General features: G+C 35.2%; 16 protein-coding genes. 2 read left to right on the forward strand and 14 right to left on the reverse strand.

Features of this window, described 5'->3' with window-relative positions; genetic code table 11:
• Nucleotides 1-260 precede the first annotated feature (260 nt).
• Genes ACN6MX_RS19665 through ACN6MX_RS19680 form a run of 4 tightly spaced genes read right to left on the reverse strand, consistent with a single transcriptional unit; the run spans nt 261 to nt 3,705 of the window.
• A complete protein-coding gene (locus ACN6MX_RS19665) occupies nt 261-452 on the reverse strand; it encodes a hypothetical protein (RefSeq protein ID WP_419960453.1) in 192 nt (63 codons plus the stop codon).
• Between the two features lie 6 nt (nt 453-458).
• Entirely contained in the window at nt 459-1,367 is a 909-nt protein-coding gene (locus ACN6MX_RS19670; RefSeq protein ID WP_419960454.1) for an ABC transporter ATP-binding protein, read from the reverse strand.
• A gap of 16 nt (nt 1,368-1,383) precedes the next feature.
• Entirely contained in the window at nt 1,384-2,574 is a 1,191-nt protein-coding gene (locus ACN6MX_RS19675; RefSeq protein ID WP_419960455.1) for an ABC transporter permease, read from the reverse strand.
• Between the two features lie 12 nt (nt 2,575-2,586).
• Nucleotides 2,587-3,705, reverse strand: a complete 1,119-nt coding sequence (locus ACN6MX_RS19680; protein ID WP_419960456.1) for an ABC transporter — start codon at nt 3,703-3,705, stop codon at nt 2,587-2,589.
• Nucleotides 3,706-4,208: 503 nt separating this feature from the next.
• Here ACN6MX_RS19680 and ACN6MX_RS19685 point away from each other — a divergent pair.
• Entirely contained in the window at nt 4,209-5,111 is a 903-nt protein-coding gene (locus ACN6MX_RS19685; protein WP_419960457.1) for an EamA family transporter, read from the forward strand.
• A 90-nt stretch (nt 5,112-5,201) separates the two neighbouring features.
• Here the strand turns inward: ACN6MX_RS19685 and ACN6MX_RS19690 are convergent, their stop codons facing one another.
• Nucleotides 5,202-5,699 carry an LURP-one-related/scramblase family protein gene (locus ACN6MX_RS19690; protein ID WP_419960458.1) on the reverse strand — a complete coding sequence of 166 codons (498 nt, stop codon included), beginning with the start codon at nt 5,697-5,699 and terminating at the stop codon, nt 5,202-5,204.
• A 264-nt stretch (nt 5,700-5,963) separates the two neighbouring features.
• On the opposite strand from ACN6MX_RS19690, the gene ACN6MX_RS19695 reads away from it, so the two are divergent.
• Entirely contained in the window at nt 5,964-6,482 is a 519-nt protein-coding gene (locus ACN6MX_RS19695; protein WP_419960459.1) for a ClbS/DfsB family four-helix bundle protein, read from the forward strand.
• A 610-nt stretch (nt 6,483-7,092) separates the two neighbouring features.
• Here the strand turns inward: ACN6MX_RS19695 and ACN6MX_RS19700 are convergent.
• The 9 genes from ACN6MX_RS19700 to yycF all read right to left on the reverse strand — a co-directional run bounded on the left by ACN6MX_RS19700 (nt 7,093) and on the right by yycF (nt 15,922).
• The gene (locus ACN6MX_RS19700; protein WP_419960460.1) at nt 7,093-8,058 is read right to left on the reverse strand and encodes a quinone oxidoreductase family protein; all 966 of its coding nucleotides are present in this window, start codon (nt 8,056-8,058) and stop codon (nt 7,093-7,095) included.
• Between the two features lie 102 nt (nt 8,059-8,160).
• Entirely contained in the window at nt 8,161-8,640 is a 480-nt protein-coding gene (rlmH, locus tag ACN6MX_RS19705) for a 23S rRNA (pseudouridine(1915)-N(3))-methyltransferase RlmH (RefSeq protein WP_419960461.1), read from the reverse strand.
• Nucleotides 8,641-8,727: 87 nt separating this feature from the next.
• Nucleotides 8,728-8,895: a CxxH/CxxC protein gene (locus ACN6MX_RS19710; RefSeq protein ID WP_419960462.1), complete on the reverse strand. Its 168-nt coding sequence runs from the start codon at nt 8,893-8,895 to the stop codon at nt 8,728-8,730.
• A gap of 167 nt (nt 8,896-9,062) precedes the next feature.
• Nucleotides 9,063-10,295: a S1C family serine protease gene (locus ACN6MX_RS19715; protein ID WP_419960463.1), complete on the reverse strand. Its 1,233-nt coding sequence runs from the start codon at nt 10,293-10,295 to the stop codon at nt 9,063-9,065.
• Nucleotides 10,296-10,481: 186 nt separating this feature from the next.
• On the reverse strand, nt 10,482-11,270 hold the full coding sequence (locus ACN6MX_RS19720; protein WP_419960464.1) for an MBL fold metallo-hydrolase: 789 nt from the start codon (nt 11,268-11,270) through the stop codon (nt 10,482-10,484).
• 12 nt (nt 11,271-11,282) lie between these two features.
• Nucleotides 11,283-12,086 (reverse strand): two-component system regulatory protein YycI, encoded by an 804-nt coding sequence (locus ACN6MX_RS19725; RefSeq protein WP_419960465.1) that lies wholly within the window; start codon nt 12,084-12,086, stop codon nt 11,283-11,285.
• The gene (locus tag ACN6MX_RS19730) at nt 12,073-13,401 is read right to left on the reverse strand and encodes a YycH family regulatory protein (RefSeq protein ID WP_419960466.1); all 1,329 of its coding nucleotides are present in this window, start codon (nt 13,399-13,401) and stop codon (nt 12,073-12,075) included. Before ACN6MX_RS19730 ends, ACN6MX_RS19725 begins: the two co-directional genes overlap by 14 nt.
• On the reverse strand, nt 13,392-15,212 hold the full coding sequence (walK, locus tag ACN6MX_RS19735) for a cell wall metabolism sensor histidine kinase WalK (RefSeq protein WP_419960467.1): 1,821 nt from the start codon (nt 15,210-15,212) through the stop codon (nt 13,392-13,394). The genes ACN6MX_RS19730 and walK overlap by 10 nt, the downstream gene beginning before the upstream one ends.
• A gap of 5 nt (nt 15,213-15,217) precedes the next feature.
• The gene (gene yycF / locus ACN6MX_RS19740; RefSeq protein WP_419960468.1) at nt 15,218-15,922 is read right to left on the reverse strand and encodes a response regulator YycF; all 705 of its coding nucleotides are present in this window, start codon (nt 15,920-15,922) and stop codon (nt 15,218-15,220) included.
• Nucleotides 15,923-15,958: the final 36 nt, after the last annotated feature.

Below are 15,958 nucleotides of genomic sequence, written 5' to 3' on the forward strand. Positions count from 1 at the left end.
CTTATATAAACTTCGCATGCTTTTCATTCGTCAATATTTGTATACAGGATTATTAGAATTTGGGGATACGTGCGCCAAGTCTATGCCTATTTATTATTTGATAATATGTTTGTCTTAGCACGAAGGAGTTCTTTTTATGAAATTAAATAAAATAAAGGTGTTTTATTTATTTTATTAGGTGCATCATTTTTTGGCTTTCCACCGATATTTGCTGAACTTCGGTTTAGCTCCGACTACTCACTTGGCCAAATTAATATCGTTCAAATGAAAATTTCCTTCTGTTTATTATGGTCTTTTACTCTAGGATGAGTAGCAAATTTAATAACATCCATTGAGCTACCTATAGCAATTCTATCCGCTAGCATTATTTTGTTAGAAGCAGTAACACCACTTAAGTCGATAGGCATCGCTATTATTTTAGTAGCTATCGCGTTAAATGAAATATACTCCATCCACCATTACTTTTGCTGGTACTCCATCGAATATAAATCATTTAATGTCACCTTACCAAAGGTAAAGTCAGTAAGCCCTTGCGTAATCATAAACTGAGTGATGTCGCCTAATATTGCTGTGTCCTGATCACTTACATCAATAAGCGTCTTGCCACTTGGTAATGTCTGCACATGCAGTCCTGGAAAATTTTTCTTAAATACTTCAAAGAGCTCCTGTGAAAAGTTTGACACGCGAATTATTGTTACCTTTTTGTTAGTAATATCAGGTGCCAATTCATCTACTAGCTTTAAGTCACCGTTTTTCACAAAGAATATACGGTCCGCATATTGCTCTAGATTTTCCAATAAATGAGAAGCAATAATAATTGTTTTACCTTCCGCTCTCTTTTGTAAAAGTATTTGCGATATTAGCTCTACATGCGTAGGATCCAATCCGTTCATCACTTCATCCATCAGCATTATCTGTGTGTCAGAAGCAATTTGCATAGCAAAGCATAAACGCTGGCGCATTCCTAATGAATACGTACCCGTTTTTTTCTTCACATAGGATTCCATACCAAGTTTTGCAATTGTATCGTCTATTAGTTTCGGATCACTATTCCACATCGCCTGATAGATTTTCAGATGATTCTTACCAGATATATGATTATATAAATCACTCTGGTCAGGCATCATCGATACTGCTTGGTGAATCTTCACTTCGTTTGCCTTATTGGAATATTTTAATTTACTATTTAAAATTACCTTGCCCTTATTCGGTGATAAATAGTTCATGATTACATTCATCAGCGTAGATTTCCCTGTTCCATTTGGGGCTACAAAACCGATAATCTCTCCCGGTTGGAATGTAATCGATATATCCTTTAATACATGTTTATCTCCAAATTGAACGCCAATATGTTTCAATTCCAACATATCTAACACCCTTTCTTTACGCTATTAATTTAAATCTTTTAGACTGACTCACAATTAATGTCAATATCATCACGATAAGCGTGCAACTTCCTACAATTATTAACCCATTTTGATAGGTTATGTGCAGTGATTCATATATAAAATTTTTATAACCGGTAATAACTTGTCCTACTTGTACATAGGAGGTTGGATAGTTTTGGATATCTGTATAAGCTCCCATCCCTCGATCAGAATAAAACCACTCAGCCGCTATCACGATAAAGCTAACAAATAAATTAATGAATTCAGCCTTCACAATTAGACTTAGGAACAAAATGATAGCTATAAAGAATAGAATCCAAACACTAATGAACAAAGCATTTTTCAACAAGAATGTACCCATCGTCATATTCGCAAAGTTTTTTTCTATATGAGAATAAATAGGCACCGGGAGTGAAAGGTCACCAAAGCCATTTTGTAATCCGATAATTATAAAACCTACACATAGCGGAACGAATGACAAAATACTTCCTATAAAAGCAACTAGTCCTTTCATACATAGCTTTTTCCAATCAGCAATTGGAAATCCTTTCAATAAACTTGGATTACGACGATCTTTCAATACAATATCTACAGATAAAAAAATAAAACTTATAAATAATACAATTGGTAGATAGTCATTTAATAAACGTTGCAACGTTTGTAGAGCTGTTCTTTCTTCAAATAACTCCAATGAAAGCTCCGGATTCTCTTCCACATATCCAGTAAATCTACTACCTGTATAGCCATAACCATAATGCCCATCAGCATGACCATAGTCATTGCCATAGGTGTAATAGAGTGGGTTATAGAATATTTCACCACTATTTACGATTATTGCATCAGAGTACTTATACCATTCTGCTGTTGCTTCCACATATTTTAAATAGTCCTTATTACCAATTGCCTCAATTCTTGCTTTATCAAATTCATTCCACCTTGGGAATATAGCAAGTGCATACCCCACTGCAGGATGTACATTTGTTCTACCTTCTACGCTTTTGATAAAATCTTCTCTCGTTTTATAACGTGCTTCCATTTCTGCTACATCTACTTTTTCAATAGGGTCATAGAATGGAGCAACTTTTAACGCGAAATACAATGCTAAAAAAAGTAATATCACATATACCGCTAAGTTTTTTTTGTTCGTAAAAAATTGTTTAAACTCCCATTTAAAATAAGCCCACATGTCATCCACCCCCTATAGTTTCTGAAGCTTACCTGTAGATAAAAACCATTTAATAATGGCCATTAGTAGTACAATACTAATACACAAATAGAGCAATCCTGCATTACAATTTAGCGCAACCGGAGTAGCTAAATTCAGGGAGTCTCCATTTAAGACACTGGGAAAGTTAACATAGTTAAATGGATTAAAAGGTATAAATTTAATTAGTGCTGGGAACAAAATAGGAATTACCACAAGGATAATCTGCACAAATATAGTTAAATAAACATTTTTTAAAAGTACATTTAAAATTACCGATAATAAAATTGCAAAAACCGCCAAACAAATCATATAAACGATCGAAACTGCTATGTATTTGTAAATCGGATAAATCGTTACTTCTCCATTAAAAACGGCTACAGGATAAGAAGCCTGTCCTAATCCTTTAAAATAGATTAGTGGCAAACTACATACAATGAGCTCTAATATGAAAATAAAAACAATACCCATTGAAGTCATACATTTCGCTAATACATATTGACTAAAAGCGATAGGATAGCCTTTAATAAGAGAAGTATGTCGGAAATCATCGATCATAATGTTAGACGAGTAGATACAGATTAGAACAAACCAAAATGATCCTACTACACTAAATAAAAATGCTAAAAATGGATAGAAACTAAGTGAGCCAAACGATATCTCTAAACTATTATCATTTAGATAATTATAATATGCAGAATCCATTCCATTTTCAATTTTTGATGGCAGATTTTCTGCTACAACCTCATAATCATCCATTTCAAATGCATGTTTTCGTAATTCTGTTAGTTCTATTGCTGTTTCTAAATACAACTTTGGACGCTCCATTTTCAGCGACATTCCCTGTTTTGGATAAGTGTAATATTGTTTGACGATATTTTTATATAAATCACTGCCATCTCCGTCTTCACTGGCATCGACAATTTGAAATTTATTTAAAGCTACCTTGACTGCTAGTGACTCACCTGATTTTTCTTTAATTGGATTACCTAACTCTGTTGCATTTGCATAAACAACCACTCCAATAATACATAGCGCTACAATTAGACAGGCAAAAATGTTTTTCCTATCCGTTTTTTCTATAATCAATAGCGTTTTTAATATGCTTCTCATGTAATTCCACTCCTTCAGCAAAAACATGTGATAATTAATTCAACATTATCTATTTTAGTACTAATTTTAATTTGTTTCTTATGAATATTCAGATTATTTAAGTTTCATATAACCCTTTAATAAAATTAGACATTCTTATACTCTATCTACCATTCGACATACCCCCATAAAATACCTCCCTTAGAAAAAAAATCAAAAATTACCTAGAGGCTTTGACAACATTTTCCTATCCTATGTTATGAGACTTATAGTATATTTAAGAACGTTTTTGTAACAGACTTCAGCTATGTCATTGCACAGGGTCATGGTGTTATCCAATTCTTTGATAGTTATAATGCTACTAAAATAGAATAATTTTTTTTAAAAAAACCAGTAGCAGAGATAGATTCTGCTACTGGTTTTCAACGTCCACAATAAATATATCTTTTTGGTTAGATGCAGCCAATCTTATGCTTCTTTATGATATGATAATACGGTTGTCTTAGCACCAAGGAGGTCTTTTTATGAAATTAAATAAAGGTGTTATATTTATATTATTAGGTGCTTCATTTTTTGGCTTTACACCGATATTTGCTAAACTTGGGTTTAGCTATGGCTACTCACTAGGTCAAATCAATATCGTTCAAATGATTATTTCCTTCATATTATTATGGTCTTTTACCCTAATTAAACGCTCCAGCTTCAAAGGGCTTAATAGGAAAAATGTTCTTCAAATTATGATTACCGGTTGTTTTATCGGTTTAACAAGTATCTTTTATTATGGTTCGATGCAATATTTACCGGCTTCATTGGCCATTATACTAATGTTCCAATTCGTTTGGATAGGAATTATCTTAGAATGGATTTTCAGCAAAATAAAACCTGCCCCAATAACAATAGTTTCTATCATTTTAATATTAATAGGAGTCTTTTTTGCTTCGAACTTTGTAAACGGAGACATACAAGGCCTGCCGTTTAAAGGTTTTATTTTTGGAATTCTATCTGCATTCACTTATGCTGGATTTATCTTTTTCAGTGGCAAGGTCGCTGTTAATGTGGATGCATGGACTCGGAGCTCATTGATGGTAACTGGATCAACCATTTTAGTGCTTGTCCTCTTCATGCCTGACATCTCGTCAGTACTTCCATTGGAGAAAAACCTGCTGACAACTGCAGTTGGAGTTTCGTTATTCGGAGCAGTCCTTCCACCCTTATTTTTCGCAGCTGGCGCGCCTTTGGTTTCGGGGGGAGTTGCAAATATATTAACATCCATAGAATTACCTATCGCCATTCTATCGGCTAGCATTATTTTAGCAGAAGCAGTAACACCGCTTCAGTGGTTAGGTACGGCTATAATATTAATAGCGATTATGTTAAATGAACTTGGTAATAATCTTTTCAGAACTAAGAAGCATATTAAGGGTTAGAGTTTTTGGATGGTTTTATAATAATCGACTCAATAAAAAAGTAGGAAATCTATTCGGGATTTTCCTGCTTTTTTAATGTTATTTTTTCTGCTAAATTGTCGCTGCTGAGGAAGCAGCTGCTTGGTCAGCCTTCACACAATCAATTGCAACAACGAACGCAATAATGATGGCCTCCATCTCCTCATTCAATATTTGAACCTTGTAGCTATCTCCCCAAGTGAACCACTCCTTGTTCACTTTACCGATGACTACACCATGCTGTAAGACCTGAAAATCCATATCCCACCAGTTCCCATTTACCTCAATGTCTGCAGCATCTATTGTATAGCGAGCTTTAAAGAAAGAAAATTCTTTTTTAATCGTTAACACCTCTTGACCATTTACCTCAACAAAGAACTTCGGTAAAAAGCTGAACACCTTTTTCGTAATAAGGGCTACTTCATCTCTTGTCTCATCCATAATGGAGAAAGTCTTTGGGATTTGCATAAAACTACCCTCCACATAATAGACATCCTTCTCCTGCTGGTCCTTTACCGTAAATTTTCCACTTAGGCTAAATAGCTTTTGCTTTATATATAGTTGTTTCATACTACGCCTCCTCCGATACAGACATTGCTAAAGAGAAATATATATTTATACTATATTCAACGCATTATATTCAAATACCTTCTTAACAAAAAACCTCATTTACTTATCATACGTTTCACTCCAGCTAGTTTAACTGCGATTTTAAAAATCTGAAATAGAATAAGCACCACATTGATTTTTAGAATATTCTAAAGATCAATTTTAATGTACTATTAAATAAACTATGCCCTTAATATAAGTACACCACAGAATGGAGTTACTATTATGGAATATACAAAACAACAAATACTATTAACAAATACGCAAAAATCCTTTGATGAATTACTAATTTTAATTGATAGTCTTCCTCCTAAGAAAAGAAATCTATCAATTGAAACAATAGAACGAGATAAGAATTTTCGTGATGTATTAATGCATTTATATGAATGGCATGCGATGCTTGAAAGATGGTATCGAGAAGGAATGGATGGGGATATTCCTGAAATGCCTGCTCCGGGATTTAAATGGCGTTATCTCTATCAATTAAACATGCAAATCTGGCAGCAATATCAAGATGTTAAGTTAGTGCATGCGATAAAGAAATTAAAGCTTAGCCATAATCGTATTATGCGATTGATGGAAATACATAATGATGAAGAGATTTTCACAAAAAAGTATTATAAATGGACGAAGACAAGTAATCTGTACAGTTATTTTGCTGCCAATACGGTTGACCACTACAATTGGGCAATAAAAAAGTGTGAAAAAATAGCAGAGGCTATTGAGGGGAAAACAACTCATTAATTTGCAAAAGGCCCAACAACTTGGGAATTCATGATGATAAAACTTATAAAAAAAGAGTATGAAATATATTCAAGTAAAGAGTCTATTTAATAAACCTAATGGTATCTATGACCCCCAAATAAAAAAGCTTGGCGTTTCTGCCAAGTAAAATGTACCCTTTAGAATAGACACTTAAAAAAGTCTAATCTGTAGGGTATTTTTGTTTATAATAAGAAAAAACGCAAGAATCGTTTCTCGGTCACTTTAAAAATGGAACTAGAAAAAGCTACCGCCTGCAAAATACAGACAGCAGCTTCAACAAGTTTCCTAGCTTTTTTTAAATGAGATTTCCTATATGGGCAATAAGCTATTACCATCATATCTTCATGTTATTGCCGGACCTGTTTTTTTGCTTTGCTTGACTCAACCCTTGCTCTCGATAGACCTGATTTACTGTCATCTCAATGCAATAGAGTCATTGCGGAATTATCAGTCGGTGAATAAGGGAAAAGGCTTGTACGGGGGCAACCTGTTACTTTTCCTATCTTTTTAAACGAAAGTAAAACAAAGTGATAAACTCTAGATCCAAAAAATGAAAACGTCTCCTCGATCTCTAACATAGTTTATCATTTTATGGTCTTAATAAAATTTTCCCCATGCTTTTGCGGCTTTCTAGAAAACGATGCGCTTTTTGGCCATCTCGCAGTGCAAATACCGTAGGATCAGATACCGTCACTTTCCCCTCTTCTATCCAGCGGAATAACTCGGATGAACGGGCTACTCGTTCTTCTGGGGAAGTAAGGACATTCCAAAGATCCCCACCAGTCAAAGTTTTTGACGTATCCATCAACATTCTTGGGTCAACCGGAGATGGGTCTCCTCCTGCCATCCCATAAAAAACGACCGTTCCACCAATGCGAGTTGCTGTAAAACTATCTTCGAGCGTGGAACCTACTGAATCATAGACTACATCCACACCTTTTGCATTGGTTACCTCTAAAACTTTTCGCTTCCAATCATCCGAGTATAAGAAAACATGATCTGCCCCAGCTTTTTTAGCTGCAGATACCTTCTCATCTGAGGAAGTTAAACCAATGACCCTTGCACCAAGGAGTTTTGCAATTTGTACTAGCAACTGTCCAACGCCCCCTGCCGCTGCATGAACTAGAATTACATCATTCTCCTTAACCGCATAACTATCTTTTGTTAAATAGTGAGCAGTCAAGCCTTGTAGCAAAACGGAAGCCGCATCTTCAAATGAAATAGTCTCTGGAAGAAGAATTGCCTTTTCCATCGGGACAGCTACTTGTTCGGCGTTAGAATGTGGAACATCAGCAAATGCAACATGGTCGCCAACACTTATTCCTTGGACATTAACTCCCGTCTCTTCAACGACTCCGGCTCCTTCATAACCTAAAATAAATGGGGCAATTCCAGTAAGATGATAGTTCCCTTTTCTTCTATAAATATCTGCAAAGTTCAATCCAATTGCTTTCATCCTTACTAATATTTCATCAGGTCCGATTACCGGATCTGCAATTTCAAGATATTCTAGTACTTCCGGTCCTCCGAATGTATTAAATACAAGTGCTTTCAAATGAACGACCTCCTCTTATATATTTTTCGATCCAGTTTAATTTATGATTGGAAATGCAAATCAGTTTCTCTTCTTTTGGAAGGATTGGGCGATAGACCGCACTTACTTATGGTACGGTTCATTTTTCATAATCCTAAATGCTCGGTAAATCTGCTCCACCAACACTAGCTTCATTAACTGATGCGGCAAGGTCATTTTACTAAAGGATAATTTTTCATCTGAACGTTTCATCACATCCTCATGCAATCCAAGAGATCCTCCGATAATAAATGCAATTTTACTTCTGCCATATGTCATAAGAGATTCGATATCGCCTGCTAGCTGCTCCGATGTCTTCATCTTTCCTTCAATTGCAAGGGCAATAACGTATGTGTCCACTCCGATTTTCCCTAGGATTCGGTCGCCTTCCTTTTTCTTGACGATTTCCATGTCCGCATCACTTAAATTTTCCGGAGCTTTTTCATCTGGTACTTCTACTAAATCGATCTTCGCATAGGCACCTAGTCGCTTTGTGTATTCTTCTATCCCCATTTTTAAATATTTTTCTTTTAATTTTCCGACCGATACAATTTGTATATTCACAGGTTATCCACCTTTACATTTCGTTTACAAACAAGTTATGCACATCACTTATGCACATATCCACAACACTTATCTACATCTTGTGTTTCAGTTTTCATTAGCCACAATATATAATGCAGACGACTCACAGTAGGTACAAACTGTGGATAACTTTTCTTCTTCTTTTAATTCCTCTAGCATAGGAAATGTTTTTTGTTCTGCTATAAACATGTCTAAAGCGTGGTTTATATGGGTTTCGCAACTGAATATTCTCACTTTTATCTCTCCTTTTATTGTCGGAATACTTTAAATAGTTATGCACAAATTAATCATTGTTATCCACAACCTATTTTATCAAATGAAAAGCGAGTAGGAAAGACAAGCTTTTCTTTTCCTACTCGCTGTGTAAATCTTATATTTACATTATTAAGTTATCCACATGTTTATAATTCTGAAGATTGCTTTAAAAGCAGTGTTAATTCAACTATTTCTCCTTGTCTGTAGACTTTCACTTTTAGTTCATCCCCAGTTTCTTTTTCGTTATATAAGTGTTTACGTAACTCAATAGTGTTTTCTACTTTTTCTCCGTCCATTTCTACAATGACATCATATGATTTCATCCCCGCTATTGCAGCTGGAGTTCCTTCCACTACCTCATCAACTACTACACCTGTTGTAACTTCCTTTGGTAATTTTAATGTTTCTTTTTGGTGAAAAGCAGGTACATTCGTCAAATCAATAAGAGTGATTCCCATGGATGGACGATTTACTTTACCATTTTGCTCTAAATCCTCAATGATTGGAATAGCTGAATTGACTGGAATGGCAAGGCCCATTCCTTCTACGGTAGATTCCGAAATCTTCATTGAGTTAATACCGATTAGCTGTCCCGCTAAGTTGATCAAGGCACCACCACTGTTACCAGGGTTAATCGCCGCATCTGTTTGTAAAACCTCTGACTGCCAATCCTCTATACCATCTCCGTTTAAATCAACTGGAACTGCACGGTCTTTACCAGATACTACTCCTGTTGTAACCGATCCATAAAAGTCCAGTCCTAAAGGATTACCAATAGCTATGACCGTTTCTCCTTGTTTTAATGCATCTGAGTCACCAAATTCTATCACTGTTTCTATACCAGTATCGTCAATTGCAAGAACTGCTAAATCCGTCCAAATATCTTCCCCTACAATATTTGCTTCTACTTTTGATCCATCTGCTAACGTTACTTCTACTGATTTTGCATTTTCAATAACATGATAATTTGTAATAACATAAGCTTTACCGTCTTCTTTTTTATATATAACTCCAGACCCCGTGCCAACACCCTCTGTAGCTTCTGATTGATTCCAAAAATTTGTGACTGATTGAATATTGGTTATCCCAACAACAGCACTCGAAGCTTTTTCTACAGCATCGGTTACATCTGTAGTAACATCTACTGAAAGCTGTTGGGTTTGTTTGGTTGTCTCATTCGATTTCGTTTCACCGCCCGACGGTAGGTTGGTCACAACGGAAGGTATTAAAAACCAAACAAGTAATGCACCAACTAATACACCTGCAAGTCCACTAAAGAAATAGCCGGCAATGCCTCGTCTTTTTCCATTTCTTTTTTTGGGTTCTATCGGTGGTTGTTCGTTTGGTAATTGTGGTCCATATGGGTTATTTATATCCATCTTTCTCTTCCTCTCTTTTTCTAAAATGTCTGTATTAACAATGTACCCATTCCACATTAAAATAAGATGAAAATTACTTAAAAAATAAATAAAAGTTCCAAATACTACATTCATAGTAATTGGAACTTCTATTTAAAGAAAGTATTTGCCTTTTAGGACTCACATAGGCATTTACATTTTTATTATTTAGACAAGAACTAGCTCTGTTGGTTTATTAGCGTCCGTGTCATGTAGATGCACATACTCACCTGCAATCACACCACAAGATTGAAGTGTTTGCGTAACACTCATACGAGCTAGATCTTTCATATTATTATCTTTACTTAAATGGGATAAATAGATATTCGTATTTTTTACGTCAATTACTTCACTCATAGCAACTGCAGCATCCTCATTGGAGACATGTCCAACGTCACTTAATATTCTTCGTTTAACAGACCAAGGATAACGTCCCATCTGCAGCATACTAACATCGTGATTGCTCTCAAAGACAAAGGAATCCGCTCCTTTAATAAGCCCTTTCATACGATCGCTCACATATCCAGTATCCGTTATTAAAACAAGCTTTTTACCGTTTTCATGAAAAATGTAAAACATCGGGTCAGCTGCATCGTGAGACACTGCAAAAGATTGGATATCCAGTGTGCCAAATTTTTTTACGGTTTCCATATCAAATTGAAATCGCTGGTCTAATGGAACATTTCCGATAAGTGGATCCATTGCTGACCAGGTTTTTTCATTTGCAAAAATGGGAACCCCATATTTTCTAGCTATTACACCTAATCCTTTAATATGATCACTATGCTCATGTGTGATGAAAATTCCTGATAATTTCTTAATATCACGATCAATTTCCTGAAATAATTGATCCATCTTTTTTCCACTTAAGCCTACATCGACTAAAAAGGAATGTTCATCATTTTCCACATAAACAGCGTTGCCACTACTACCACTTGCTAATACACTGAACTTCATTATTAAAACTCCTTATTCTACTACTGTTTGTTCCGTCTCTTTTGGTATTTCAATAACTCTGCCTTCTACTGCATTTACAAAGTATTCTTCGATTGTTCCATCTAGTAGTTCAACAAGTATATGCCATGTTGGTGCAAAAACTTGTGTCTCTGTTAGTTGCGCTAAAGTCGAGTATCCTAAGTCAATTTGTTTAATCTTAGAATCTGGTTTTAACAGCGAATTATCATACAGTCTAGTAATTGCCTGTACGTGGGTCAATAATTTTTGCGCCACATTATAATCCTCTAAGTCGTCCAGAATAGTCTGTTCATAACCAATAAGCTCATTGTCATCATTCCAGTGAACTACTAGCTTTGCATTCGTATTATAGTAAACGAGTCGCTTATTTACTTGTTGGAATAATATAGCTGTTTTATTTTCTTCATCTATTTCCCACAGACCATAAGCAGAGCCTCGCATCACTTGCTCATTTACTATTTTTTCTAAAGTATTTTCATCTGTTATTTTTATAGGTTCTTTAAAGGTACTGACTAATTTATAGCTGGAAGGTATTTCGAAAGTTTGATTGTCCAATTCTTCTATTTCTTCTGGACTAAAACTATGGACGTTACCTGAAACATAAAAAGCCTCTTTAATTTCGTTATCAGTTTCCAAGTTTTTTATATTGTCTAGATAAAGTTTTTCCTCGATAGGTGTCTCGTTACGTTCACCTATTTGTTGGGACTCATTATACCGGTTCAAATATAATGAAAGTAAAAATACATTTAAGATAGAAAATACAATAATGAATATAGTCTTTGTTTTATTCCAATCCAAACTTGGCACCTCCTAATAAATCTGGAGATACTCGTACCCAGCTTCCACTCTCCAAATAATACCAAGAAGGCTCCAGGTTGAATAAGGATTGGTCGTCGACTCGTGATAAATAATATCCTATTACAATATCGTCAATAGAACTCGTATTAACATCTGTTGTAGTAGAAAGAAAATCATAGATTGCCTGTCCTGAAGTCATAGCTACTTCCCTTGTTCCTAAGGGAATAGCAACATCAAGCGTATAGAAAGGGCGATAGTACCGATACACTCGATCGATTCCCCAATACTGCGATATTTCTGTTAATGTATCCTTACTAAATACCGGTAAACCCGCAAAATACAACTGATAATTAATTTGACGATTTGCAGTGTTCATTCGAGAATAACGATAATCATCTGTCCAGCCGTTATGCTCATTGACAAAATTCAAGCTATTTTGAATGAGATCTACCGGATTCCCTGGATTTTCATTTTCCGAAGCGGGATGCACATAGTTTAAACTTTTATAAGTAAAATTCATATTCATTAATGCACTATCATCCGTGAATTGTTGTTCACTCATGCTAACAGGGTTACTTCTCACTAGACTAGGATTGTTGAAAAGTGCATCTTTGAATTTATCTGTTTCAACCTCTTTAATCGAATAATTATAACTTAAAATATTTTCCGGTACCGATGAAACGTACAATGATAATTTATTGTCTTTAACTATTTCATTATACACTTGCATTGTATCTGCCTGCTCTAAAATACGCTCGGCAAACGCTAATTTATCGGCATTTTCTGCAGTTGCTGAATATATCTTCTGCTGTGATGTGCTTACAAAATACAGAGTCAGACTATCTGGGCTTTCATTGTTCCAGTCTACTATTAACCGATTAACATATACTTCTGGAAAATTTCGATCCGCAAAGTTTAAAATATTGCCAAGTATTTCAATAGGGACATCTGCTGTAAAAAAGAAACTAGCACGATTGGGGGCTTTGATAAAATCATTTATTTGATCCGTGGATACTTTATTACTAGCCAACTCAACCGTTTGAATTTCCCAGGTTTTCATTTTATTTATCACAAAATCTATTGGTCGGTTCGCAAAAGAACCCTTTAGCACATTTTCTTGACTTATAATCATACGATAAGGTTTAATAATCTCTTCTAAACTCTTTTTTTCTGCAATAGATATATCTACAATAGCTGCCTCATTTGTTTGAATGACTGGGGTGTAAGTCCATATAGAAAAAGTTAATGTAAAGCTGAGGAGAATAAGTAAGAGTAAAACAACTGATTTTACTTGCTCAATATATTTCAATCCCACTCACCTTCCTCATCCGTTAAAATATCCAAAGTGAAAAAAATAGTTGTCCCATGTCCTTCTTCGCTTTCTGCCCATATTCTACCGCCATGGGCTTCAATCATTTCCCGGGCAATTGCTAAGCCTAGGCCCGTACCTCCCATAGATCTCGCTCTTGCTCTATCTACTCTATAAAAGCGATCAAAGATTCGATCAACATTTTCAGAAGGAATTCCCATACCATCATCCGAAATCATTACTTTTAAAATGGAGTCTGCCGCTACTACCCCAAATCGTATATTCCCACCATCCGGTGAATATTTAATCGCATTTGAAATTATATTATCCATTACCTGTGTTAATTTATCTGTATCGATATCCACATAATAGGCATTATCAGAGAGTCTACGAACAAAGGTAACATTCTCCGATTTGGAGAGTTCAAACCTATCAATAATTCGGTTGAAGAATTGATTGAAATTAACAATCTCTCGATTCAAATCATAATCTCTGCTATCCATTTTAGATAATTGGAGTAGGTCATTTACAAGTCGAATCATTCTATGTGTTTCTGTTTGAGTTACCTGTAAAAAAGAGGGAGCAATTTCTTCATCTTTCCAGGCACCATCAGCTAAAGCCTCCAAATAACTACTCATTGTCGTAAGAGGAGTACGTAATTCATGAGAAACATTCGCTACAAACTCTCTTCTTTCCATATCCACTTTTTCCTGCTCTGTATTATCATGTAATACTGCTATTAAACCATTAACAAAGCCAGTTTCTTTTTGTATAACTGAAAAATTCGCACGTAAAATAAACGGTCTTTCATTAGAGCTTAAATCCAAATTAATCGCTTCTTTTAAATGGATTAAGTCCTCAAACGAATGTTCAGGATCTATTCCTAGTACAGATATAATCGGACGATTTAATACCATTTCTCTAGGAATACGCAACATTCTAAGTGCTGGATCATTTATCAGGATAACTCTACCTTTACGATCTGTAGCTATTACGCCATCTGTCATATTGGTCAAAACAGAGGCTAGTTTTCTACGTTCTGCTTCCGTAGTCGATTGCGCTTCTTGCAATCTATTCGTCAGATGATTAAACGTAATTGCTAGCTGCCCAATTTCATCACTGCCATATACTCGAACTTTTCTAGAAAAATTACCTTTAGCCATCGCTTGTGCTTGTTTTCTCATATCTGCTATAGGACGGGTAATCGTCTGTGCAATTAGAATACCTAGTATGACGGTAATAACTAGCGCAACTGCTGTACCTCCTGCAAGTATTTGATTAATTTCATTCATCTGGCCAAAGATATTTTCAATATTAGATTCTATATATAATGTTCCAATTACTTCTCCCTTATAAATAATAGGAGTAGCTAATTTCCATATTCTATTTGTTTCTTCATCAAGCGATATACTGTCAAAATCATCTGCAGCACTAATGGATTTTCGAACCAAATCATCCATGGATCGTTGACCAACTATCTTCTGATTGTTTGTATCAGAGGTTGCTAAAATTTGATATCGTGCATCGATTACACGCACTTCTTTAATGTCATACGAATTAAGACCATACAAAATAGAACGTAAGCTTTGTTCTTTTGTTTGGTCTTCTTCATTCCGAATTTTTATTAGTTCTTCTCGCGCGCTATATTCCAATATGCTAACGCGGTCACGAATAGATGTTTGAAAATTATCCTTTAATTTTTGCTCTAGCTCACGAACAAAATACAATCCAATAATTTGCATCGCAATAACGATAAGTAATACATAAATCAGCACAATCTTTACGTGAATTGATTTAAAGTATCCAACTTTTTGCATTCCTTCTACTCCTGTTCAGGACTTCTTAAATAGTAGCCAACGCCTCTTCTAGTTACTATCCAAGTTGGATGACTTGGATTGTCTTCAATTTTTTCTCGTAAACGCCGAATTGTTACATCCACTGTACGCACATCTCCAAAATAGTCATAACCCCATACTGTTTGTAGTAAATGTTCACGAGTCATTACCTGTCCTATATGTTTTGCCAAGTAATGCAATAACTCAAATTCTCGATGTGTAAGCTCAATTGTTTCTTCTCTTTTTAACACAAGATAAGCATCTGGTTGTATAGTTAATGGACCAATAACAATGTCATTTGTCGTTACTTCTGCATCTTCTTGGATAGTTTGATGTCTACGCATATTTGCTTTTACTCGAGCGATTAATTCTCTTGTACTAAATGGTTTTGTAACATAATCATCTGCACCAAGCTCTAAACCAAGTACTTTATCTATCTCTGAATCTTTTGCTGTTAGCATAATTATTGGGAAATCGTATTTTTTTCGAATTTCTCTACAAACTTCCATTCCATCTTTGTTAGGAAGCATAATATCCAATAACATTAAATCAGGTTGTTCGTCTTCCACCTTCTTTAATGCTTCATCACCATTATAAGCACAAACTACCTGGTATCCTTCCTTTTTTAAGTTAAACTGAAGTATATCTGCAATTGGCTTCTCGTCATCTACTACTAATATTTTTTTACTCATATTCTAATCCCCCTAGTTCTAGTATTCTATATTTAA

Source organism: Psychrobacillus sp. BM2 (assembly GCF_048572895.1).
In the GTDB taxonomy this organism is placed as follows: domain Bacteria; phylum Bacillota; class Bacilli; order Bacillales_A; family Planococcaceae; genus Psychrobacillus.